The organism is Candidatus Hinthialibacter antarcticus (genome assembly GCA_030765645.1).
Lineage (GTDB): Bacteria > Hinthialibacterota > Hinthialibacteria > Hinthialibacterales > Hinthialibacteraceae > Hinthialibacter > Hinthialibacter antarcticus.
In genome coordinates, this window is record JAVCCE010000027.1 from 1 (window position 1) to 24,692 (window position 24,692).

14 protein-coding genes and 1 other RNA gene are annotated in these 24,692 nt (G+C 54.6%); 12 read left to right on the plus strand and 3 right to left on the minus strand.

From position 1 onward, the window contains the following. Positions 1 to 125 precede the first annotated feature (125 nt). The gene (locus tag P9L94_07255) at positions 126 to 3,260 is read right to left on the minus strand and encodes a hypothetical protein (GenBank protein MDP8243862.1); all 3,135 of its coding nucleotides are present in this window, start codon (positions 3,258 to 3,260) and stop codon (positions 126 to 128) included. A gap of 452 nt (positions 3,261 to 3,712) precedes the next feature. On the opposite strand from P9L94_07255, the gene P9L94_07260 reads away from it, so the two are divergent. The 6 genes from P9L94_07260 (at position 3,713) to P9L94_07285 (ending at position 9,036) form a co-directional block, all read left to right on the plus strand. Continuing rightward, positions 3,713 to 4,360, plus strand: a complete 648-nt coding sequence (locus P9L94_07260; GenBank protein ID MDP8243863.1) for a peptidylprolyl isomerase — start codon at positions 3,713 to 3,715, stop codon at positions 4,358 to 4,360. A 100-nt stretch (positions 4,361 to 4,460) separates the two neighbouring features. Further along, positions 4,461 to 4,559: signal recognition particle sRNA small type (gene ffs / locus P9L94_07265), an RNA gene on the plus strand. A 50-nt stretch (positions 4,560 to 4,609) separates the two neighbouring features. Next, a complete protein-coding gene (gene dnaX, locus P9L94_07270; protein MDP8243864.1) occupies positions 4,610 to 6,448 on the plus strand; it encodes a DNA polymerase III subunit gamma/tau in 1,839 nt (612 codons plus the stop codon). Positions 6,449 to 6,470: 22 nt separating this feature from the next. Further along, complete coding sequence (locus tag P9L94_07275) at positions 6,471 to 6,794, plus strand: YbaB/EbfC family nucleoid-associated protein (protein MDP8243865.1); 324 nt, start codon at positions 6,471 to 6,473, stop codon at positions 6,792 to 6,794. Next, positions 6,791 to 7,408 (plus strand): recombination mediator RecR, encoded by a 618-nt coding sequence (gene recR, locus P9L94_07280; GenBank protein ID MDP8243866.1) that lies wholly within the window; start codon positions 6,791 to 6,793, stop codon positions 7,406 to 7,408. Before P9L94_07275 ends, recR begins: the two co-directional genes overlap by 4 nt. Positions 7,409 to 7,701: 293 nt before the next feature. Then, complete coding sequence (locus P9L94_07285) at positions 7,702 to 9,036, plus strand: sulfatase-like hydrolase/transferase (GenBank protein ID MDP8243867.1); 1,335 nt, start codon at positions 7,702 to 7,704, stop codon at positions 9,034 to 9,036. Between the two features lie 159 nt (positions 9,037 to 9,195). Here the strand turns inward: P9L94_07285 and P9L94_07290 are convergent, their stop codons facing one another. Further along, positions 9,196 to 9,693, minus strand: a complete 498-nt coding sequence (locus tag P9L94_07290) for a metallophosphoesterase (protein ID MDP8243868.1) — start codon at positions 9,691 to 9,693, stop codon at positions 9,196 to 9,198. Between the two features lie 235 nt (positions 9,694 to 9,928). Here P9L94_07290 and P9L94_07295 point away from each other — a divergent pair, with 235 nt between their 5' ends. The 4 genes from P9L94_07295 to P9L94_07310 all read left to right on the plus strand — a co-directional run bounded on the left by P9L94_07295 (position 9,929) and on the right by P9L94_07310 (position 21,131). Beyond that, complete coding sequence (locus P9L94_07295; protein MDP8243869.1) at positions 9,929 to 12,340, plus strand: hypothetical protein; 2,412 nt, start codon at positions 9,929 to 9,931, stop codon at positions 12,338 to 12,340. Between the two features lie 122 nt (positions 12,341 to 12,462). Continuing rightward, positions 12,463 to 13,716: a hypothetical protein gene (locus tag P9L94_07300; protein MDP8243870.1), complete on the plus strand. Its 1,254-nt coding sequence runs from the start codon at positions 12,463 to 12,465 to the stop codon at positions 13,714 to 13,716. A 243-nt stretch (positions 13,717 to 13,959) separates the two neighbouring features. Continuing rightward, a complete protein-coding gene (locus P9L94_07305; GenBank protein MDP8243871.1) occupies positions 13,960 to 15,888 on the plus strand; it encodes a tetratricopeptide repeat protein in 1,929 nt (642 codons plus the stop codon). 143 nt (positions 15,889 to 16,031) lie between these two features. After that, complete coding sequence (locus tag P9L94_07310; protein MDP8243872.1) at positions 16,032 to 21,131, plus strand: MG2 domain-containing protein; 5,100 nt, start codon at positions 16,032 to 16,034, stop codon at positions 21,129 to 21,131. Positions 21,132 to 21,301: 170 nt separating this feature from the next. On the opposite strand, the gene floA is transcribed toward P9L94_07310, so the two are convergent. Beyond that, the gene (gene floA / locus P9L94_07315; protein ID MDP8243873.1) at positions 21,302 to 22,303 is read right to left on the minus strand and encodes a flotillin-like protein FloA; all 1,002 of its coding nucleotides are present in this window, start codon (positions 22,301 to 22,303) and stop codon (positions 21,302 to 21,304) included. Positions 22,304 to 22,527: 224 nt separating this feature from the next. Here floA and P9L94_07320 point away from each other — a divergent pair, with 224 nt between their 5' ends. Both P9L94_07320 and P9L94_07325 read left to right on the plus strand, forming a co-directional pair. Then, complete coding sequence (locus P9L94_07320; GenBank protein ID MDP8243874.1) at positions 22,528 to 23,106, plus strand: nitroreductase family protein; 579 nt, start codon at positions 22,528 to 22,530, stop codon at positions 23,104 to 23,106. Between the two features lie 89 nt (positions 23,107 to 23,195). After that, the gene (locus tag P9L94_07325) at positions 23,196 to 24,596 is read left to right on the plus strand and encodes a sulfatase-like hydrolase/transferase (protein MDP8243875.1); all 1,401 of its coding nucleotides are present in this window, start codon (positions 23,196 to 23,198) and stop codon (positions 24,594 to 24,596) included. The last annotated feature ends 96 nt before the right edge of the window (positions 24,597 to 24,692 follow it).

Here is a 24,692-nt window from a genome sequence, read left to right on the forward strand (position 1 = left end):
ACAGGCGCTCCCAGAGTTGCACCCATGCCTGATTTGGTTTGTCAATTTTTGATGCGCCGGGATACGTTTTCGTAATCAAAATCATGACCATCCATCAATGCAAGTACTCACTTACCGGATGAACCTTAATTCTGGTTCACGCCGAGTAGGGTTTTAACTTTGGCTTGCAAATGGACGACGCGGTTGGTTTCGGGGTCGCGCCCGGCAAGCACCAAGTGTCCGTTAGAGACGTGCGATTCAAACACGCGGGCGGATGCGGGCATGTCGAATTCTTTGGTGAAGCGCCCCAAAAATTCGCCCTCATCGCCGCGCCCAAATACATGAAACCACAGGTGCGGACGCTGGCTGTCGAATTCAACCATGAAGCATTTTTTCGCATCGCCAAACAAGAACACCTCGCCGCCCTGGTACGCGGTTTTGGCGGCGGGTTTCCAATCGAGGCGTCCGCGTGTGCGGTTCTCGCCGGTGTAGAGCCACAAGTGTTCGCGATCTTGTTTGGGTGATCCCGCAAAAAACATGGATGCGCCCGACGACACGCAGACCGAGTCAGCCGCGTCGAATTTATTGGGCGTTTCTTGCACCCAGCCGCCCACGCCCGCAGCGTCGGCCATCGCGGAATAGACCGCAGGTTCGCCGTTCATATCGCCTTGCAGCCACAGGCGGCTTTTATGGAACCAAGCCCGCTGTACGTCTTGTAACCCTTTGGGCGGTGCGAAAGCGAGCGGCTTGGCGTTGATCTGGCGCAGAGGCATGACCCGCCCCTGCAAATGGCCGCTTGCGTTTTTTCCCAAAAAGAAGAGCGCGTTGTCGCTCACCGACAAATGCGCATTCAGCCATTCTCCGGCGAAGCGCCCGACGTGTTTGAGCGGGGCCGATTGCGCGGTGTTTGACTGTTCGGGTTCTTTCCAAACATCGCCGCTGCTCATCACGGCGTAGCGCGTGCCATTTTTTATCGCAACGGCTTGCACATCGGGCACGAAGTGGGTCACTTGTTCCCAGGCGCCTTGGCGGGCGTGAGTTTCATCAATGAGCTTTTGAGGAACGATACGCGGGGCCTGCTGGGCTTGGAGCTCTTCCATCTCGCGTTTGCGGTTGCGTTGATTGCGAACTCGATAGGCCAACCACGCCGTTAACGCCGCAACCAATAGCATCCACATCCAGCCCGTTCCATTATTCGTATCAGGATTTCCGGTGCGCGGCTTCATGTTTGCAAACGCAGGCGCAGTGGCGTATTCGATTTCGTCGGTCGCTCGCGCAGTGCGCCCGTTGGTTGACGAACTTGAACTGCGGCCCGAACCGCCGCCTCCGCCGCCGAATCCCGGTCGGACCGAGCCGAAGCGTTTTGAGAGCGCGTCGTCTTGCTGCCTATCGCCCAAGGGAGAGCCTGCGTCGGCCTCTCTCTCTTCGTCGCTTCCGTTGGCGTCGCCTATTTCTTTGGGAGGCTCGTCGCCGGTGTTTTCTGTGGGCAATCCGCCGTCTGGCGCGGTGGATTCATCGCCGCCTCCTCGCGCATCATCCAACTTGGGCGCTTGTTCTTTTTGTGCAGGCGCCATTGATGACCCTAGCAAACTGCTGAGAGGAATCGAGCCGGGGTTCGCGAAAGGAACCATTGTGGGGGGCGGCGGCGCGGACGCCGGATCGGGTTCGTCTTCTTCTTCGGCGGGCGTATTTTCGCCCTCATCCTCTGGTGCGTCGCCTGCGTTTGCGGGAGACGCATTTTGTCCAGACGGCGATTGATCTTCCGCGCCGTTTGCGTTAGCGCCGTCGCCGCTGTCTTCTTGTTGCCGCCCTTGGTCCGCGTTGGAATTCCCGTTGCCCGCCGCCGCCCCGGAGCCGGAACCCGCACCACCGCCCGGTGATTTCATTGATTGGTTATTACCGCCGCCGCCGTTATTGGATTGTTGTTCGTCCGGCGCCGCAGCGTTGTCACTTTCGGGTTTTTCTTCTTTGTTTTCTTGATTGTCATTTTCTTCGTTATCTTCAGGACGCTGAGAGTTTTCGTCTTGCTTGTTGTTTTTCTCTTTTTCTGAACCAGGTTGAGCGTTCTTCACAGAAGTATCGCTCGTGTTCGCTGGATTCGTATTGGAATTTTCGTTGGGCGTTTGTTGTTGGGCTGTTTGTGAACCCTTTTGGGGAGACGGCGTTTTGTTTTGTGATGTCGGTTTCTGATCGCTGTTTGATTTTGGCGCTGCATTGGGCGTCTTCGATTTTGCTGGCGGGGACGACTTGCCCGGCTTCGACGAGGATGCGCCGCCGCTTGATGATGAACTGCTCGACTGGCTTGCCGCGCTGTCGCTATTCGCGCTGGCGTTTGCACCCAGGTCCGTTCCACTCATGTCATCTATATCAGACGACGAATCAACATTAAGCCCGCCACCCGAACCGCTGACGCCGCCCGGGGCATTGTCGTATTTGTTCTTGTCGGCGCCGTTTTCGTCTTCTCCATTGCTATAGGCGACTTCAATCGGAGGGAATTGATCGCGGGATACGAGCGAGCCGTCGCTGCGGGTCAGTCGATATTGAAGAAAGCGTCCGCGTTTGTTCAACTGGGTTGCGTCGGATTGCACGGGTTGGCTCCAGGCGCTATACGGTTCGCCCGCCGCCGGGCTGGTGCGGTATTGCATCTGGACGCTGCTTTGTTTGGGGTTCCAGGTCAGCGACAACATGCGTCCGCTGTCGCCCAGATCAAACTCGCCCATCACCGCTTTTTCTTTCGGGCTTGAAGCAAGCGCGGGGTCATGTTGTTGCCATGAAAGCCCCATGCCGCCGCCGCTGAACGCGCCTTGCCAGATTGCGGGGGCGTTGTCGTCGTTGCGGCCAACGATCATCAATTCATCTTGCCCATTGATGGAGAGCGTTTCGACTGCCTGAATCGGGGCTTCACCCATGTCGAGCCACTGCGGCGCGGGGCTGTTTGCGTCTGAGGATACCACTCGCCAGCCGCCCTTTGTTTGGATGGCGGCGACAACGCGGTTGTGCGCGAAAATGGGTTGGGTGTGTTGTTCGGCTTGAGGCGCGGCGCCCCATTCTTGCGGAGCAGTGTTTGGCGAACTCAGGTCGGTTCGGAGGATTTTTGCGCCCGGGGAACCTGGATCGTCAACGGCAAATTGCCAGAAGGGAGCATTTCGCGTCTGGGAACCGCCGTTCCAGGCGCGATTGAAGTCTGGCGCTTCGCGATGGGCGGCGCGCAGAATTTCTCCATTCGCGCCCAATGGCGATAACATCAGCAACAAAAGAAACATCCATCGTAACAGGTTCATTCGTCAGAGCGCTCCTGGTTTCAGTGAATGGAGATAGAGCCAATACCACGCCAGTTTGCCTGATTGGTCGATATTCCTTAATCCACTGTTTTTATTTGGTTTAGGAGGGCGGCGATGCGTGAGGAAAAAGAGTGAATCGAATGAAATTCGTCAAATTGGCGGTGAGTTTGATAGTTTCCGTCAATTTGAGAGGACAATACTATTTCTGGTTTCTCCGTAATTTGGATTCATTTTTTATCTTGATGCATTAGGCATGGGTACAACTCTGCTCGCTTCAGTGCGGGCTTTCAGGCCCTTTTGCACAGGCGCTCCCAGAGTTGCACCCATGCCTGAAACGAACGAATGAATTGAAGGAGAGATAAGAGAATTCACCACAATTGACAGACGGGCGGTTTCCGCCTATGTTTCCTAGTTCCATCGCTAAACTTATATGAAACAAAGGGGATTGCAGAATGCGACGTATATTATTGGTTCCATTCGCTTTATGTGCTATTGCGCTACTCGCCGCTTCCGTAGAAGCCCAAGATACGAAAGAGAAAAAAATGGATATCAAACCCGAAGAAGAAATTGCATTGTTGCAGACCAGCGAAGGCGACATGGTTCTGCGATTTTTCCCGGATGTTGCGCCGGGCCATGTGAAGAATTTTAAAGACCTCGCCCGCAAAAAAGACGACAAGGGCGAACTCTTTTATGACGGAACCAAGTTTCACCGCGTCATCAAAGGTTTCATGATTCAAGGCGGCGATCCGTTGACCAAAGACGACAGCCAGGCGGCGCGTTGGGGAACCGGCGGCCCGGGCCATTCGGTCAAAGCCGAGTTCAACAAGAAATCGCATAAAAAAGGTACGCTTTCGATGGCGCGTTCGGCCAGCCCCGATTCAGGTGGAAGCCAGTTCTTCATCTGCCATCAGGCGGCGCCGCATCTCGACGGTCAATACACCGTGTTCGGCGAGTTGGTTGAAGGGTTGGACGTACTCGACAAGATTGCTGAAACCAAAGTCGGCGGCCCGCAACGCAGCACGCCAGTCGAGCCGATTGTGGTCAAGCACGTCAAAATCATGACGTGGGAAAAATACGAAGCCAGTAAAAAGGCTGAATAATCAAAATCGGGGCGCTGTCGCTGTCTCCGGTTTCTTGAAAAGACTGTAAACTATGCAGCTTGCGGCTTTACCGCCGTAAGCGCGGCGTAAGGCGCGTCGAAGGTCGATTTTCTGCAATGTCGGTTCGTGAATCAGGTCAGATCCGAAAGGAAGCAGCCTTCAACGATTCCCGGCATGTGTATGATGCGGCTGGAGCGCCTTGCGCTGTTGCTTAACCATCGGGTAATTCCACTTTCAGGGCGATGTATTATGTCGACGCGATCCACACGCTTTATTGTTTCCGCGCTCAAACATCGTCCTCAAACCTTCGGCGAAGTTCTTGCCCAAGACCACGTCATCCGAACCCTACAACATAGCCTCGAACGCGAACGCATCGCCAACGCCTATATTTTTTCGGGATCGCGCGGCACGGGAAAAACCACCAGTGCGCGTATTTTCGCCAAGGCGCTGAATTGCGAAAACCGCCAAAACGCCGAGCCGTGTAACGAGTGCAATTCATGCAAGGCGGTGATGCGCGGCGTCCATCCCGACGTGATCGAAATCGACGCGGCCTCGAATACCAGTGTGGATAACATTCGCGACCTGCGCGAGGACGCGCGTTTTTCGCCGTCGCAAAGCCCGTACAAGATATATATCATCGACGAAAGCCACATGCTCAGCAAAAGCGCGAACAATGCGTTTTTGAAGACGCTCGAAGAACCGCCCGCGCATTGCAAGTTTATTTTCGCGACAACTGAACTTCATAAGATTCCGAATACGATTCTTTCGCGTTGCCAGCGCTTCCAGTTTCGGCGCATCCCGGTGGCGGTGATTGTTGAACACCTCAAGTCGATCTTGAAAAACCAGGACGAAGTCGAGATGCCGGGCGAGGAAGAACTCAACCGGGTGTTGTTTCATATCTCACGTCGCGCTGAAGGGGTTTTGCGCGACGCGCTGGTGTTGCTCGATCAGGCGCTGGCGTTTTGTTCGGGCGGGCTGAACGCCGCCGAGACCGAAGAGATTCTCGGCGTGATCGAGTTCGACCGCATCGATGCGTTTGTTCGTGCTTTGTTTAACAATCAAGCGGCGGAGGCGTTCGCGCTGATCGACCAGATCGCCGACATGGGCAAAGATATTCGCCTGTTTTTGTCGGAGAGCCTCAAGCATCTGCGCAACCTCGCGGTGTGCAAACTCTCTGGCGCCGACGCCGACTTGCTTGACCTGCCGATTGAGTTCATCAAGCAACTGGAAGAAACCGCAGGCAATACCAGCCTGGAACAAATTTTATACATTACCGACATGCTGTGGGACGCCGAACGCCGCATGGCGTTTTCGTCTGATGCGCGACTCATCATGGAGATGTACGCGCTCAAAGCGTCGAAGGTCAGCCAGGCGGTGAAGATCGACGACCTGCTCAGCAAGATTGGCAACGCGCCCGTCGCGCTGCCGCAGAGTATTGCGCCCAACCCCGGCGCGGACGCTTTGATCACCGCACCCGTAAAACCTGCGGCTCCTGCTCCAGAGCCGAAAGTACAAACACCACCAGCGCAAGCCGCGTCTGACGACGATGTCCCACCGCCGATTGGCGAAGCGCCGCCCATTGTGAATGAGCCTGCGCCGACGCCAGAGCCTACGCCGGAGCCGGTCCCGCAGGCGGCGCCTGCTGTGGAACCAAAACGCGCCGAGCCGACCGCTGATTTGTTGCGCTCGACCTGGGACCAGTTTCTGCATGAAGTTGAAGAAGAAAACCCGTTTCTCGCAGGCAGTTTGAACGACAGCGTCCCCATTGAAATCACCGGACAAAACTTGCGGGTTGCGTTGCCGGCTGAGAATGCGTACCACTTAAAATTGCTCAACCAACCGCGCAACGGCAAGGCGATTACCCAGTTTTTACAGAAATCATTCGGTAAGCCGCTCAAGGTCATTTATGAAGTACGGCAGGACATGCCCGCGACCGAAGCCAGCAGCGACGAGGCTGAGCCGGAGCCTGCCGAACCCGCCATGACGCGCGGCGAATTGTTGGAGAAGGTTCAACAAGACCCGGTGATGAGTAAACTTATAGAAGAACTGCCGGGACGCATCACCGACATCAAACCCGAAAAAGCCTAAGCCCGGCCCCACAGGAGCAGATATGAAAGGTCTCGGAAATATTGGCAACCTGTTTGCCCAAGCGAAACAAATGCAGCAAAAAATGGCTGACATTCAAGCCGAACTCGAGCGCGAGTCGGTCACTGGCTCCGCTGGCGGCGGGATGGTGCAAGTCACCATGAACGGCAAGCAGAAAATTACCGCGATTAAAATTGAGCCCGACATCGTCGATCCAAGCGACTTAAGTATGTTAGAAGATTTGATTGTGGTCGCCGTCAACGAAGCCCAAGACCGCGTACAAGAAGTCGTCAAAGAACGCATGACCTCGCTGACCGGGGGCATCGACATTCCAGGAATCACGTCATGAACGACGCGCCAGGCCCGCTCTCATCGGCGCCGATCATTGAAACGGCGGTGAGGCAGTTGTCGAAACTGCCCGGCATTGGCCCGCGCATGGCGCAACGCTTGGTGTTGGCGCTGCTCAAACGCCCCAGGCAGGAAGTCGAAGACTTGGCGCATGCGCTGTCGCAACTGGTCAACAACGTATTCGCGTGCAGCGTGTGCGGACACTTCGACCAGACCGACCCCTGCCGCATCTGCAGCGACGAGCGCCGCGAAAAAAGCGTGATCTGCGTCATCGAACAACAACAAGACCTCATCGCCGTCGAACGCACCGGCAAATTCCGGGGGCAGTATCACATCCTCGGCGGCGTACTCTCGCCGATTGACGGCGTCGGGCCGGAAGAGATCGGCATTCCCAAATTCATTAAGCGCCTGCATGAGCCGATTGAAGAAATCATTCTCGCGACTAACCCCACCATCGAAGGCGACGCCACCGCGCATTACATTCAAGACATTGTCAAACCGCTGGGAATCAAAGTGACCCGCCTCGCCCGCGGGCTGCCATCCGGCAGCGACATCGAATACGCCGACGAAACCACCCTCACCCTCGCGCTCTCATCACGTTTTGAGATGAAGTAGGGCGCGGCCTTCGTGTTGTCTAGAGGGTAATAATTATGCGCAACCTACACCCTCGCCCCCGCTGGGAGAAGGAAATACGGTTTCACACAAATAAAAGAAATGCGATAAAGCGTTAATGTTGGAGCGCCGTTGTCCACAACGGCATTCAATGCGAGCGTGGACGCTCGCGCTCCAAGATTGCTTCGCGGCGCTGCCAGAACTGTCCTCCCCTACGAGCGTATTGATCTTCTTGCCATTTTCATTTCAAATACATCTATAATTTTTTTGATAAATCAAAACGTAGAGGAATCCCTATGCCGTTGAATCGTCGAACCTTTTGTTTAAGCAGCCTCGCCGCGCTGGCGGGTGCGCCGTTGGCAGGCGCGAGCGGCGCCAATCGGCCCAACATCATCCTGATGATGTCTGACGACCAGGGCTGGGGCGACGCGGGCTTTCGCGGACATCCACACCTCAAGACGCCAGCGTTAGATGACATGGCCCGGCGCGGAGTGACCTTCAATCGGTTTTACTCGGCCTCGCCGGTGTGCTCGCCCACGCGCGCCAGTTGCTTGACCGGGCGCCACCCACATCGAATCGGCGTTTTCGGCGCCAACTCCGGCGACGCGAAGGCGCCATCAAAATTTCCATTACGCAAGCAAGAATTGACGCTGGCGGAGGCGCTAAAACAATACGGGTATGCCACCGGACACTTTGGCAAATGGCACTTGGGCAACGTAAAAGGAGACAACGCCAATACGCCCGCTCAACATGGGTTTGATGAGTGGTTTTCGACGGTGCGAAAAGTCTCGACGCTTGATCCTGAAGATTACGTTCACAACGGCGAACCAGTGGCGCCGCTTAAAGGCGACGACTCGATGCACATCATGAACCGGGCGCTGCCGTTTATCGAGAATGCGGTCAGCAATGATACGCCGTTCTTCACGGTGATCTGGTTCCATACGCCTCACGTCCCTTTCATTGCCGATGAAGAACACAAAGCGATGTATGAATATCACAGCGAATCTCAGCAGAATTTTTGGGGCGCGCTGACCGCGATGGATGAACAAATAGGCCGCTTGCGGCGTGAGTTAGAGCGCCTGGGCGCGGTAGATGACACCATGCTGTGGTTTTGCAGCGACAATGGCGCCCGCGACAGCGGGCCTGGGTTCCCAGGGACAAACCTGCCCTATCGCAACGGGAAAGCAACGCTCTATGAGGGCGGCGTCAGAGTGATAAGCCTGCTGGAATGGTCGCGTATGTTTCGTGAACCCAAACAGGTAGATATGGCGTGCAGCACGTCTGATTATCTGCCAACGATTTTTGATTACTTAAATATCCAGCCCGACCGCCAAGTCGAGCCGATAGACGGCCTCAGCATGAGGGCGGCGTTAGATCAGGGCATGACGATGCGGCCCAAGCCGATTGGGTTTCAATATCAAAAACGCGCCGCTTGGATCGATGGGCGATATAAGTTAATCGCGCAGATCGAAGGCGATCCGCAATATGAGTTATACGATCTTGAGAGCGATCCCAGCGAGGAGAAGAACCTTGCTGCTGAAAATCCATCCCGCGTTCAACGGTTGGCTCATCAACTGAAACTGTGGATGGAGTCATGCCGCCGCAGTGATTTGGGCGCTGATTATTTGTGAACTGCGAAAGGCATGGGTAGGACAAGGGTAAAAACCATTATCCCCCCTGGCGCCTGCGGCGCCTTCCCCCCTTAAAAAAGGGGGGCTTTTCTAATGTGCCATTGCGAGCGCAGCAAAGCAATCTCACGCAATGTCACGAATAGTATTTTGAGTTGGCTTTCAGTCGAGGCGGACGATTTTGTGAACGAGGGTTTCGCCGAGTTCGAGAACGCCGTAGGTGGCGCTGCCGTCGGCGTTGCAGGTGGCGCTGCCGGGGTTAAAGACGAATTTATCGTCGATGGTATCGCTGAATGGAGCGTGGGAGTGGCCGAACAAGACGATATCCACATCGTCAAACGCTTTGGCGACCCGCTTTTCGAGATTTTTTTTCGGCCCCCAGCCATGAATGATGCCGATGGTGCGACCATTGACCTCAAGTTTTTTCTTTTCAGGAACCAGCGAGCGCACTTCTTCGGTATCCAGATTTCCATAGACGGCGATTAACGGGGCGATTTTTTGGAATTCTTTATAGGCGTCTAAATCATTAAAATCGCCCAGGTGGACGATGACGTCTACGGTTTCCAGCGCGCTTAATAGTTGCAGCGGCAGCGGGCCCTCTTCGGGCAGGTGGGTGTCGGCGACAACGCCGATTACAGTTGTCTCTTTTGCGTCAGTCATAAGATATTCCGTTCAAGAGGGCATTGTACTCTTGGCGCCGGGGGGAGAAAGGGGGGCGATTCGTTGCCGAAGTCGCTCGAATACATGACAAATCCTTTAACATTTGCTATAGTGCACAGTATTGTTGGGAATACTAACGGTTGATAAACCAGCCATTACGGTACATGTAACATACGTCCTTGATATCACCGGAGATGGAACCCCCGTCTCCCGTTGCCTAGGGAGCAAAAAGCCGATGAAGTATTGTACTACTTGGAGGTCCTTCGTTTGGGCGGTTTTGATTGTGTTCGCCGCCTTGCCTGTCTTCGCCCAAGGCTCATCCAACCCAATCGACAAAGTCGATTTGTTTCAATTGGCGGATGAATGGCAAACCACCACTGCTCCATTCGCGACCGACTTCAACACCGACGGCGTCGTGAACCAGGAAGACCTTTTGTTTCTGATTCACAACTTCGGCGGAGAAATCGTCGGCCCGACTGATCCCGTCTCGACGCCGACGCCTGAGTTGCCGACTCCAACCCCTGAACTCCCGAGTCCAACGCCGGAGCCGACCTTCACGCCGCTGCCGACGATTACGCCGATTCCAACGCCTTTACCCTGTAATTTAGAAGAATTCACCCAAAATTTTGATGAAATCGCCGCCATCGACGAAGGCATGTTGATTACATACGACGAAACGGTCGATCAAACCACCCGCGATATTCTGGTGAGCGAAGGCCGCCTGCCAGACGGAAAACAACTGGCTCCCTGGTTTATCTTTGATGAGGCGGTTGACAACGCCGCTGACGGCGTCGCCAATAGCGCCCCCAAGAGCGCAGGGTTTAATTCTGAAGTTTTCTTTGGATTATCCTACTTTGACAACCAAGTTTCGGTTCTTGAAATCAACCAAGTGTTCAATACTGACTGCGCTTCAGCGCCGCGCATCGAATTTGATATCGCTTTTGATCTGGAACCGCTTTCGAATCCCGCTGTCATTCGTGATTACCTAGTGATCGAAGCCTATACTTCGGCTGACGACGCCTGGGCGCCGATTGATATCAACGGCGACAACCAAGTGATTACTGACTTGGGCGTCGTTGGAACCGGGCCGCTCAGCCAAGGCTCGTTCGACGGTATTTTTGATACGCAGCTCGATTTAGATAATTTTGAATTTCAACTTGAAAAGGGCCACTTTGTTACCGTGACCGGCGTATTGCCGAAAGACCAAATCGTACGTATCGCGTTCCGCTTTGAGAGCGACAATAGCGGGTCTGACGGCTTGGGCGCGTTTATTGATAACATTCGCGTCTATGACGCGGTCGCAGGAGGCGACCCGGTCATTACCGCCGTGGTTCCACGAGATGGCGACGCGTTGTATGCCGACACCCAAAACCGCGTCACCATTCAAGGCGACAACCTGTCTCCGCTGACTGAGGTGATTTTCAACGCGCCCGGCGGCGCCCAGAACCTAGTCGGCGCCGTTTCAGGCAATGACGTCACGGTGACGCTGCCCGCGCTGAGCAACCCCGTTGACGCTGCGTCGGCCTCGTTGCAAGTCATTCGTAGCGACGGCGGTCAGTCGAATATATTTGATATTTCCATCGCGGCGGCGCCGAAGCCGGTCATCGCTGCGGTTGAGCCTCCGGTGTTCCCGCTGGCTGGAGTAGACACTTTCTTGACCATCACGGGCGACTTCTTCCGCCCCGCGTTTGACGGCGCCCCTCAAACCAACGCAACCGTGGTCATCGCGCGGCAGGGAACCCGCGAGTTAACCATGAGCGACGCGTTCGACTATGACGTGCGTACGCGAACCCGAATCGAAGTGGATGCGTTCCGTTTGCAGAACTTCGACCCGGGCAACGTAGAAATTTCTGTCTTGAACCAACTGTCAGGTCTCGAGAGCGATCCCGTCACCATTTCGCTTTCAAGCACAATTGATGTGATCGAATTCGTCGTCGAAGTCGGCGGTTTGGGCGGGCATAGTTATGAGCCGTCCATTGAGACCTACCTGCTTCAACGCGACCAGGTCTTCACCCTGATTTGGACCGGCGAAGGGTTTGATTCTGACACCTTCAACGTCGCCATTAACGGAGCGACCCTGATCGCTAACGCGTCCGCTCCGGTGAATATTCCCGGCGCCAGCGTTGACGTCGCGATTGGACAATTTAACACCACGCTTTCGATCTCGCCGCTGTTGATCGAAAACACGGGTACGCTCACGGCTGAAATTTGGAACACGGGCGGAGCGAAACAAGCCTTCACCTTTGATTTGAACGACCCGCAGCCGCCGGTGTTGTTCCCTGATCTTGATGGAGATGATTGGAACGACCAGGTCTTGTCGGCGACGGCGACGCACGAAGTACGAATCGTTGGCGACAACTTCCGTGGCTTGGGCATTCAAACCATTACGTCCGAATCACCCACACGGTTCTTCCTGATCCCAGTGGGTACGGCGGAAGAAATCGCGTTGCCGATGATTACAGAACTCTTTGACATCAACATTTCACCGCTGTTTGGAACCGGCGAGTCTGACGAAATGGTGCAGATTATTCCAGCCAACACGGTGATCCCTTCAACGACTCAAGCGTATCAGTTGAAGGCGCTGAATCCCGATTCGGGCCTGAGCGTAACCAGCACGGCTGACCAAGTCATCCAATTTACGCCGTAACTCAGATTGAATTGACGCTTATCAAGCCCCGCAGCCGACCGTTGCGGGGCTTTTGTTTTGCTGCGCGCCGCCGATAATCTGCTATAATAGACGGTGTAACTTTGAAATGGGCTGCGAGACCAATGGACGGCATTCGAAAACTTCTTCTCCTTTTTCTTCTGGTTGCGTTTGGGTTGCCGACGCAGGCGTTTTCGCCAGACACGTGGATCAAAGGCCTGTTGGGCGGCGACCGGCTCGAACCCAAGTACAACGACATCGAGTTTTGGGATTTTGACGATGAGCGTATGCGCGGCATCCGCGCGTTTTTCTATACGCTGCCTCAAGAGCGAGAAAACCGCCTGATCGACCAGCGGCTTCACACCTTTATGACTCAATACCTGTCGTCGTTGTGCAGCGATGTGATTACGCTGGAGTCGTTCGACGACGTGAATGACCGTAAACAAACCAAACGCAAAGACGTCGAACTCGCCGTGGTCGATCTGATCAATCAATGGAAATTACAAAATAAAATTCAGCCGGACGCATTTTTTGACGCGCTGCTAAAAAGAGGCGTCGCGCTTGATGTGGATACCATCATTTTTTTAGAACGAACCGCCTATGAACAAACCTGGCGAAAAGATAAAAAAATGCTGCTGATCGGATTTGATTTGGTTGCGTTTGATATGGACCTCGGCCAGCCGATTTATTCCAACCGCTTTTATTCGGAACTGCCTTGGTTCGGCGATAAGTCGTCGTACGTCAAAGCCGAACAAAAGGCGCTGCTGGATGCGGCGGATGCTTTGGGCAAAGCGTTTCAAGAAATCGCGGCGGGCATCAATTTATTGCACGCGAAAGAAGTTTCGGAAGCTGAAGCGCAACAACGCGCCATGATGCGCGAGGAAAAAGAACAAGAGATCGAAGAATTTCGTCTGATGAAAAATCTGGTCGAGCAATCGCTGGGCGTGGTTGAAACCCGTCAGGAACCCGCAGGGCGCATCTACGAACTGGTCACCAATTTGAACGAGATTCGGCCGCTGATGGTATCGCGGGCGCTGCCGACCGACCAGGCGCAGGCGCGCCGCCAGTATGCGTTTGCGCTGCAAGAAGGCTTGCAAGCCATCGCCGCGTGGGACGCCGCCAAAAAAGCGCCGCTGATGGTCAACCCCGCCACGCCCGCCGCCGCGTCGAACGTGCAATCCAGCAGCGGATTTTTCCCGCTGGGCGGATTAGAAGCCGTCGATTGGCAATCCACAACGCTAGACGGCGGACAACAAACGCCCGCCAAGCGCGAGTTGCTTTCGCCCTACCCAATCGGCAATCCGTTTGACCGCAAGTGGCTGATCCCCGCCCGCAGCAACGAAGCGGGGTCGATTGGCGACGCAACATCGGCTAATTGAATTACACTTCGTTTGAGTCAATGTAAAGTCATACTATGTAATTAGAAATACCACAAAATTTCTCATTTTGCTGCCTTCGAGTTTTTAACGCTTGATCCCCCCTAGCCCCCCTTAATAAGGAGGTGGCGCTGAAAGCGCCGGGGGGATAATAGAAATAAAGTGAACAAGCAGTCAAAGTAGGGTGGGTTCTTAACCCACCATTTTTCTTGGGAGTGGAGTTTACGGTAGAAGAAGTTTAAGTGCATGAAAATGAATAGCGAGACCAAAGACTTTTTTTCTATACACCGAATTTTTCCATTGGCGATTGCGCCGTTGGTTTTATACGCCTGTGTGATTCGCGGCGAGTTTGTCTATGACGACGTGGCGATTACCGTCGTCGAAAATCCCGCGCTGACCGGCGAGGCCTCGATGTGGGAGGTCTTATCGTGGGACCGCCCGCTGCGCGAATTTACCTACATGCTCGATCACGCCTTGTGGGGCTATAACCCCATCGGTTACCACCTGCAAAACATCGCCTGGCACACCGCCAATGTGTTGATGGCGTATTTTTTATTTGGGATGCTGGGCGTTTCAACATCGACGGCGTTTTGGGCGGCGCTGATTTTTTGCGTGCACCCGATCAACGTTGAAGCGACCGCGTGGATCTCCGGCCGCAAGGAACAACTGTGCCTGTTTTTTGAATTGGTTTCGTGCGCGTGCTTCGTTGCTGCGCTGCAAGACCGCCAGCGGATTCACCGCCTCGCATACGCCGCGTCGATCATTGCGTTGTTGTTGGCGTTGCTGTCAAAACAAGTCGCCGCCGCCGCGCCCCTGCTGATGGTGGGCGCGCTGATCGCCTATCGTCGCATCAGTCTGGAAACAATCGCCTGGAAGCGGTTGGCGTTCGCCGCCGCGCCAATGTTTGTGATTGTGATTGGTTTTGTGATATTCGACTTCGGGTTGTTCTCACGATTGCAACAGGAACTGGTCGTCGGCGCCTATTTTGACCCCGGTGCGCGTGATGCGTCGTATACGGTTTTGTCAGCGCTGCTTACGCCGCTGGCGACGTTTGGGCGTTCGGCGTGGCTGTGTTTGGTTCCGCTCGATCTGACCATCGAACACGCTTTCCCGCCAGTGCAATCGCTGTTCGATACCCGCTGGCTGCTGGGTGGAGCGGTGTTGGCGGCGGCTGTCGCTGGATGCGCGTTCACCTATAAACGCAGGCCGGAGATTTCGTTCGCGCTGTTTTGGTTTATGGCCGCCTGGGCGCCGGTTTCGGGTGCGTTGCCGATTTCATACTTGATCGCAGACCGTTATTTATATATTCCCTGTGTTGGGTTTTCATTACTGATCGCGTTTGGTTTGGTTCGGCTGTTGGGAAAATACCAGCGGGGGCCGCTGATTGGGTTGAGCATGGTGGTTTTATTATTCTCTGCGCAGACCATCAATCGCAGCCTCGATTGGCGCAATGAAATATCGCTTTGGAAGTCCGCCGTTGATTCACGCCCCCAACATGCGCCTGCCTGGGCGGCGCTGGGGTCGGCCTATCATCGCATCGGGATCGAGGACAAAGCGTTTGAAACCTGGAACCACGCCTTGAGTCTAGACGCCAACCAGCCGCAGGTATGGCTCAACATGGGGCGCGCCGAAAGCCAGCGCGGCGACGCCGACGCGGCGGAACGCAACTACCGAAAGGCCCTCGAAGCGGCGCCCAATTATGGAACGGCGTATTACAACCTCGCCGCATTAATCGAGAAACGCGGCGATAACAAGCAAGCGCTCGAGTATTTTCGCCTCGCCGCCAAATATCTCACCGGAAAACGCAACGCCGAGCGCCGCCAAGGGCTGGCGCACTATAACATCTCACGGTTGCTGTTGCGCCTGGGTGAACCCGACGCCGCATACACTCATTTGGTGCGGGCGGAAGTTTTGGCCCCGCTCTATGCGCCGATCTACAATTTGAAGGGCATGTTGTTTGGCCGCAACCCCGTCGAGGCCCGAAGCGCCTTCCAGCAGGCGATTGAACTCGACCCGCTCTACGGAGAAGCCTACTACAACCTGGGCGTCCTTGAGTGGAAGCAGGGAAACCAGCATCAAGCACAGGCCCACTGGAAGCGCGCCGTCAACGCCAACCCCAATTTGCAGCCCGCCATTGATGAAGTGAGACAAGATTCCCCAAAAAATCGGGAATAATTTTCCCTGGTTGTGATATATAGATGTAGATGGCCTTGTCTATAGTCGTTGCCAGAATTGTGTGCGGATTGAACGCACAGAATTTTGATAAACGCTCTAATTCAGGGAGACAACGGGTTCTCATACCCATTTGGAGAGTGACCATGAACCGCTATTTCGTCGGGATATTCGTCCCATTATTTCTTTTCGTATTCAGCATGATGGCTTCAGCGCAAGTCATTGCTGAATATCCGATCACTCAGAAGACCGTGCAAAGCGGCGAATTGATTCTCTCGCCAGTCATCGACTTCGGCCTCGCCCCCGGCGGCGCCATTCGTACCGTGGCGGGTGACGCGTTCCGTGAAGGCTACCAACTTACGCTAAAACCCGGCGAAGGCCTGCTGATTGTGGCGCGGGACGCGGTCGCGATTCAAAGCGCTGGCGGACCTGCGGTCTCGGTTGAATATGACGTAGTCAGCGGCGACGCCAATGTTGCAGTGGTCGCGTTTAATTCGGTTGAGGGAATCCCCGACGGACAAATCGGCTTGACCCAGCGCATGAGCCACGGCGAAGCCACGCCTGGAACGCCCGAACGCCTAGTGTGCCTGTTCGCGCCGCCGTCAGGTTCGATGCAGCCCGCCGTCCAAGTTGTCAACCTGACGGACGTGGAGGCGCGGGTGGCGTTGTATTCACTGGCGGTTCGCATCATTGAAGGCATCGAAGAAAAATCGGAAGTGTTTCAATCGTGGGCGTTCTCCGAATTGGATGAGAACATCCGTCTTAACATAAACAACGATCAGGGCGAGCCGGTTTATGATGCAGAAGGTGACCGCTGGATGCTTCGGACTGAAGCGAACCAGGCAGCGAACATGGCGGTTCCTGTCGGTTCGATTGAGACTGTTGAAGAGGAAACTCTTTTCTACGCCAAGATTGACGCCAACCGCGATCCAGATGCCGACGGGACATTTGCCTCGCTCTTTTATGGTGAAAATTGGGCGTCGGGCGTGTTTATCAAAAACGAGAACCTGAAGACGTTCAATGGCGTGACTTATTTTGGAGGCGGTGGAAATTTCTTGCCTCCGGCTGAGTCGCTTGACCTGGTTTTGCAAAACGGCGCAGGCGCCAATGGCGGCGTAGTCAACGTTGATAACGTCGAGGTGCGTAGGTTGACGATGAACAGCGCTGACTATACGCCGATTGTTTCTGTCGCGGCGCCGAAGACCCTTGCGGCGATTTTGGCTGCGCCCAAAGAAATGTTCCGGCTAAACCAAGCGTCATTTTCCATCAACACGCTTGACGCTTCAACGCGCAATGCGGTCAGTGTTCCTTATAAAGTGATGTTAACCAAAGACGGCGAATCGCTCTTACTGGGATCGGGTGAAACCAGCGCATCAGGATTTGACGCGAAGACGTTTACCGTGCCTGCCTCCGCAAACGGCGAATGGCAGATTGTAGTCGAAGCCTTCGGGCGCACCCTCGCCCAAGGCCCGGCGCAGATTGAAGACGGCGCCTTGCTCTTGATCGAAACCGATAAGCCCATCTATCAGCCGGGGCAAAAAATCCAGGGGCGCATTCTTCTTCTCGACAACACCTTGCGCCCGCTGGCTGGCGAGGTCGAACTGAACATCGCCGACGCCAAGGGCATCCGCATTTATAAAATGACCGAACAAGCCAGCGACTACGGCGTGGTCCCGTTTGAACTACCGCTAGCGAGCGAAGTCAACATGGGAACCTGGAAACTCACCGCAGAAAGCGGCGACGCCAAAACCGAACTCGACCTCGAAATTGACCGCTATGTCTTGCCGTCGTTTGAGATTGATGTGCAGGTTGAGAAAGAGTGGTTTCTGGTTGATGAAGCCATCACCGGAACCATTGAAAGCAACTACTTCTTTGGGCAGCCGGTGAAAGGCGAGGTCAAGATCGAAGCCTATCGTTACGTTTCGACCTGGGAACAATACGCCGAAGTCTCAGGCCGCCTCGAAGATGGACGCTATGAGTTTGAACTGCCGCCTGTGACCTATGCCGCCGGGACCGCCAGCGAAGAAGGCGACGCTACTCTGCAACTAAAACTCTCCGTCGTCGACGACGGCGGCAAAGAAGAACTGACCGACAAACTCTTGCGCATCGTTGACGCAGGCGTCTCGCTCAAACTGGTGAATGACTCGCCCGTCATCAAACCCGGCTTGCAGCAGGATGTGCTCATTCTCTCTCAGACGCCCAACGGCGCGCCGCTCTCGACGGACGTTTCGATTGACTTGGTATTTGTGGATGAGAACGGATCGACGGTTGGGCAGATTGAAGATCGCGCCGCGACTGACAACGGCTTGCTCACTTATACATACAGTGTTCCCGCTGACGCGGCGGTGGGTACGTTTTCCGTCAGCGCCAGTTTAGACGGCAAATCGACCAGCGCGTATGAAGTGTTAAACGCGGCCTACTCGCCCGGCGCTCATTTCATTCACGTTCGTCAGCGCCAGCCGGGCATGTTCACGGTTGGAGACGTTGCGACATTTGACGTGTTCTCGACAAACCCGGGGACAGTGTTTTATGAAGTTTATTCCAACGGTCGCACCGTATTTTCACAAACCAGCAATGACGGCGTGATCGAGTTTTCTGTCCAACCGCAAATGAGCGGTAGTGCGCGGCTGATGGTGTATATGATTCAGCCCAACAATGAAATTTCCGCCGACGTGCTGCCGTTTGAAGTCGAAGCCGTCGCGTCGGATTTGTTACGAGCGGATTTCAGCGCGGAAGAAGTGCGCCCCGGCGAAGCGGTGACGCTTCAAATCTCCACGCGGCAAAATGCGATGGTGGGCGTATCCATTGTTGATGAAGCGGTCTATTCGCTGGTCGAAGGCCGCCTGAATTTACAAAACATTTTTGCGCAGTTAGAAGAAATCTTCATGCAACCGCAAGTTGAAGTTCATGACGATCAGGGCTTCGGACGTGGCTTTCCACCTCCTGCGTTGAAGGGCGCGCAAGACTTGCTGGCTGATAACAACCTGCAAATTGTTGCGTCAGAAGAATTGACGGTTCCCCAAGGCCGCACACTCGACCCATGGCTGTTGTTTAACAATGACCTGATTCGCCGAGGCGTTCCCTTCGAGTTTTTCCCGTTCCCCGAAGCGGTTGATGACTTAGCGGGCGGCGGCGCTGAAAAGCAATATCAAGAACCCGACCGCGTTCGTACCTATTTCCCCGAAACCTGGTTGTGGGAACCAGAGTTCCTCACCAGCGGCGACGGCGGCATGGCGACTCTCGAATTGACCGCGCCCGACAGCATCACCAATTGGAAATTGAAAGCGACCTCCACTTCAGGGAATGGACTCGGTGTCGCAGAGGCGGAAATTCGCGTCTTCCAGGATTTCTTCGTCGAGCCTGACCTGCCTGTCGCGGTGATTCGCGGCGACCGCTTCCCGATGCGGGTGCGGGTGTTCAATTATATTGATGTACCGCAGACGGTTTTGATTACGCTGGAGAACGGCGACGAACTGGGGCTTGTCGGCGATGCGACGCGGGAAGTTTTTGTTCCAGAAAACGGCGTAGTCGGCGTCGAGTTTACGCTCCAACCCGACAAGGTCGGTTTGCTGCCGGTGTCGCTGACTGCGAAGACCGCAGACCGCGCCGACGCGATTCGTAAAAACCTGCGGGTCGAACCGGAAGGCATGAAGCGCCAGATTGTACAAAACGGCATCATCAAAGATGCGACCTCAATTGCGTTGTCATTTGTCCCTGGACCAATCTTTTTAGAACGCGACGACGGTTTGACGCCGATGCCGATTGAGATTGTTGCTGATTCAGAAAAACTGCGCATCGCCGTGACTGGCAGCCTGCTCGGCCAGTCGCTGTCCGGCCTGGGCGACTTGCTCAACATGCCCTACGGCTGCGGCGAACAGAACATGATCTTTCTCGCGCCCGACGTTGAAGTGTTGCGCTATCTCGACGCCACCGGACAGTCAAACCCCGAACTGCGCGCGCAAGCGGAGTTCTTTATCACCACTGGCTACCAGCGCCAATTGACTTTTCAGCATTCCGACGGCTCTTTCTCCGCCTTTGGCGAGAGCGACGAGTCGGGCAGTTTATGGCTGACCGCGTTCGTGCTCTCTACCTTTAGCAACGCCCGCGAGGTCTACCCCATCGACGACAATGTGATCGCGCGCGCCGCACAGTGGATCATCGACCATCAGGCCGAAGACGGTTCGTGGGAGCCAGTAGGCCTCGTCATTCACCAGGAAATGGACGGCGGGCTGGAAGGCAACCTGGGGCTGAGCGCTTATGTTTTAAATGCGCTGCTTGAGTACGGCGGCGCCGATTCGACCGCTGTCGAACAGGGACTCGACTTCGTCGCGTCGAATATCAGCCAAGTGAAAAATGCGTACATCATGTCGCTGATCGCTTATTCGCTTTCACAAGCCGGGCACGCCGCCGCTGATAGCGCTCTCGACCAATTGCTCTCGATGGCGAAGTCTGACAAAGACGGCCTCTATTGGGAGCCGCATTCGATCGAAGCCACTGGTTACGCGATCATGGCGTTGTTACAGCAGCAGCGCCCCGAGTCGCAGGCCGCGCTGGAATGGCTCTCAGCGCAGCGCAATAACCTCGGCGGTTACGGCGGTACGCAAGACACCGTGGTCGCGTTTAAGGCGCTCACCTCCGCCGCGATTCAACAAAGCCGCAATCTGGATACTGAAATTGATGTGATTGTGGAAGGCGACGTTGCGCATACATTCACAGTGAATGAAAACAATTTCGACATTATGCAGTTTGTTGATATCGCTCCAACGCAGGTGGTTACGTTGGAGCAGCGCGGCGAAGGTTCGGTGTTGTACCAGGGCGCGTATTCGTACAACGTACCTGGTTCCGAAACGCTAATGGATGCGCCGCCGATTACTCTCAGCGTGAATTACAACGCCGAACACATCGAAGTCGATGACGTGGTAGATGTCTTCGTTTCTGTCATGTACGCTGGCGGCGAAGAAGCGGGCATGTCGATTGTGGACGTCTCCGTCCCGACCGGGTTCGGCGTGGTGGGCGAAAGCATTGAGAAATTACGCGCGATGGAAAACATCAAGCGCGTTGAAGTCGCGGGCCGCAAGGTGATTGTCTATCTCGACAATCTGGCGTCCGGCGAGCCGTTTGATTTTAGCTTCCAGGTGTTGGCGAAGTTCCCGGTGAAGGCCGATCAGGGCGTTAGCCAGGCGTATTTATATTACGACCGCGACGTGATCGCCGAGTCGCAAGGCCGCGAGTTGGTGATTGAATAGAGCAACCGTATTGTCGGTTCCCGAAGGCCAGGCTCTCCCACTACCGGGCGCCTGGCCTTTTTCTTTTTGAGGACAAACAAAAAGGGGCGCAATTGAATGCGCCCCCCTGTTTCGTGTTCATGTTATTTGTTTATCCATCATTCAATCGCTGAACGAAGAAATAGGATTTTTTATTCTGAAGTCGACGGTTTTCCTGTGTCAGAGATGGATTCGCGCATTTGCGTATCCGCCATGACGTTTTTGATGTTGTAATAATCCATCACGCCCAAGTTGCCGCTGCGGAACGCTTCGGCAATCGCCAGCGGAACTTGCGCTTCGGCTTCGACCACGCGGGCGCGCATCTCTTCGACGCGGGCGCGCATCTCTTGTTCTTGCGCCAACGCCATCGCTTTGCGTTCTTCGGCCTTGGCCTGGGCGATCTGCTTATCGGCGTTGGCTTGGTCGATCTGCAATTTCGCGCCAATGTTTTCGCCTACGTCGATGTCGGCGATATCAATGGAGAGAATCTCAAACCCGGTGCCTGAATCCAGCCCCTTGTCGAGAATGCTCTTGGAGATCATGTCGGGGTTTTCAAGAACTTGCTTGTGTGACGTTGACGAACCGATGGTGGTGACGATGCCTTCGCCGACGCGCGCGACGATGGTTTCTTCGGTGGCGCCTCCAACCAGGCGGTCGAGGTTGGCTTTCACGGTGACCCGCGCCTTGGCCAGCAACTGGATGCCGTCCATCGCGACCGCCGCCACTTTGTCATAGCCTGCTTTTGGGTCTGGCGCGTCAATCACTTTCGGACGCACCGACATCTGAACGGCTTCAAATACATCGCGGCCCGCCAGGTCGATTGCGGCGGCGCGTTCAAATGTGAGAGGGATGTTCGCTTTGTCAGCCGAAATCAACGCTTGCACCACGCGATAGACGTTTCCGCCGGCGAGATAGTGGGCCTCGAGTTGGTTGGTGTTTAACACCAAGCCCGCTTTGGTCGCGTTAATCAACGGGTTTACGATATTGCTGGGTGGAACGCGACGTAAGCGCATCCCGACAAGCGTCAGCAATGATACGTGAACCCCTGAGGTCAGGGCCGCAACCCACAACCGGATCGGGATGAAGTATAAAAATAGCGCGAGGAATACAAATACGAGTCCAAGAGACATAACAGAAAATAACGCTGGGTCCATTGTGATTCTCCTTCAGAGTGTAAAACGGGCAGAATATCAATCGTTGCTCTATTGTAAGCAAAATTTCACTTAATAGCAATTCAACGCGTCCGGTTTTATACTATCCACCGAACGGCCCATCAGCGGCGCCGCTCTATTTCAACTATGATTCCATATAAAATGTACTGCGCTTTTCTTTCACTACGAAGAATATGGTGGGTATATTTCATTCGGAGGAGAAAACAATGAGTTTACGAGAGTTTCGTACGGCCGAGTTTCCGGTCCATGATATTTTTATTAACCGCAACTCGCCGCGCGCCATGTCGGGCGAAGCCATTTCTGACAACGAATTGATGTCATTGTTTGAAGCGGCGCGTTGGGCGTCTTCCTGCTATAACGAACAACCTTGGCGTTTTGTCTACGCCATGCGCGGCAGCCAGCCGTTTCAGCGTTTTATGAATTGTCTGGTCGAGTTTAATCAAACCTGGTGCAACAACGCCGCTGCGCTCATCGTGCTTGTTTCACAGGATACCTTTGCATTGAACAACAACCCAAACGACTGGCATTCATTTGATTCAGGCTCCGCCTGGCAGAGTTTGGCGTTGCAAGGTTCTGTGAATGGGCTGGTGGTTCACGGTATGGCCGGGTTCGATAAAGAAAAAGCCGCCGCTGCGGTCAACCTGCCGGGCGGGCATTCGGTGGAAATCATGATCGCTGTTGGAAAACCCGGGCCGATTGACGTTTTGCCGCAGGACATGCAAAAGGGCGAAACGCCGTCGCAACGTAAGCCGATGAAAGAAATTGCTCTTGAAGGCAGTTTTTAGTTCGGGCCGACAACATTTGGTTTCGGCTACCCAAGCCCCCGTTATAATACAATTCTGATCTTACTTTGAATTGTTGGGAGAAGATTACAATGGTTTCTTCACGACGCAGCTTCATCAAATCATTCACTATTGGAGCCGCAATCACCACTACTTCAAAAACCACAAAAGCGGCAACGGGGCTGCCAAGCCAAGCGAAAGCGCCCAACATACTTCTCCTGTTTCCCGACCAGCATCGTTTTGACTGGCTCGGTTCTTCAACGCATCTTCCGGTACGAACGCCCAACATCGACCGGTTGGCGGCGAACGGCGTTCAATTCAAAAACGCAATCTGCCCGTCTCCACTTTGTGCGCCTTCTCGCGCCTGTCTTGCTTCGGGAAACGAATATGATCGCTGCCGCGTTCCCAATAACGGCGCGAACTACCCGCTGGACCAACCGACCTTCTATCACGCGCTTCACGAAGCGGGGTATCACGTATTGGGCTGCGGTAAACTTGACCTTCACAAAGCAAGCCAAACTTGGGGACTTGATGGACGAACAAACCTCCACGATTGGGGATTTGACGACGGTATCGACAATGCAGGCAAATGGGACGCGATCAATTCAGGCCGCGAGGTTCCGAAAGACCCCTACATGGCCTTTCTGCACGACCACGGATTGGCGCAGACTCATGTCGATGATTTTATGAAACGCCGAAAAGAAGGCAAAAATGCGACTTTCGCAACTCCATTGCCTGAACCGGCCTATTGCGATAACTGGATCGGACAAAACGGCTTGTTTCTCTTGCGCCGCGCTCCTCAAAATCAACCCTGGTTTCTGCAAGTCAATTTTACCGGGCCGCATGATCCGGTCGATATCACTCATTCGATGTCGAGACTATATGAGGGCGTCGAGTTCCCTCAACCCAATCAGAATACGCAATTGGAGCCGGAGAAGCACGTCGAAATTCGCAGGAACTATTCAGCCATGGTTGAGAACATTGACCGTTGGGTGGGCGTGTATCTCAATGAACTAGAGAGACGCGGCGAATTAGACAATACGCTGGTTGTGTTCAGCAGCGACCACGGCGAGATGTTGGGCGACCATAACCTCTGGGCGAAAACGCATCCCTATCAGCCCTCTGTCGGCGTACCGCTTGTCATCAGCGGCCCGGGCGTGGTCGACTCGAAGCCAAATATAAAACCCGTAACGACTCTCGATTTGGCGGCGACTTTTTTAGAATGCGCGGGGGCAAAAATTCCGGCTCGCATCGACAGCCAGTCGCTATGGCCGATCTTGAATGGAAAAACAGACAAGACGCGCGACTTTGTTTTGTCTGGCCTTGGCCCTTGGCGAATGGTTGATGATGGGCGCTTTAAACTGGTGGTCAATTATGGCAAGCAACAGCAAACCCTGTTGTTTGATCGAACAAGCGATCCACTCGAAAACAATAATCTCGCAAAGTCTGGACCTGCTGAAGTCAAACGCTTGAAAAAACTCTTGCCTATGTGAAAAAGCGACCTCTTCGATACAAACAAACAAGGCGCGGGTGCGTCTCTGTGAGCGCCTGTGCAAGGAGGCGTTAAGCCCGCACCGAAGCGAAGAGAG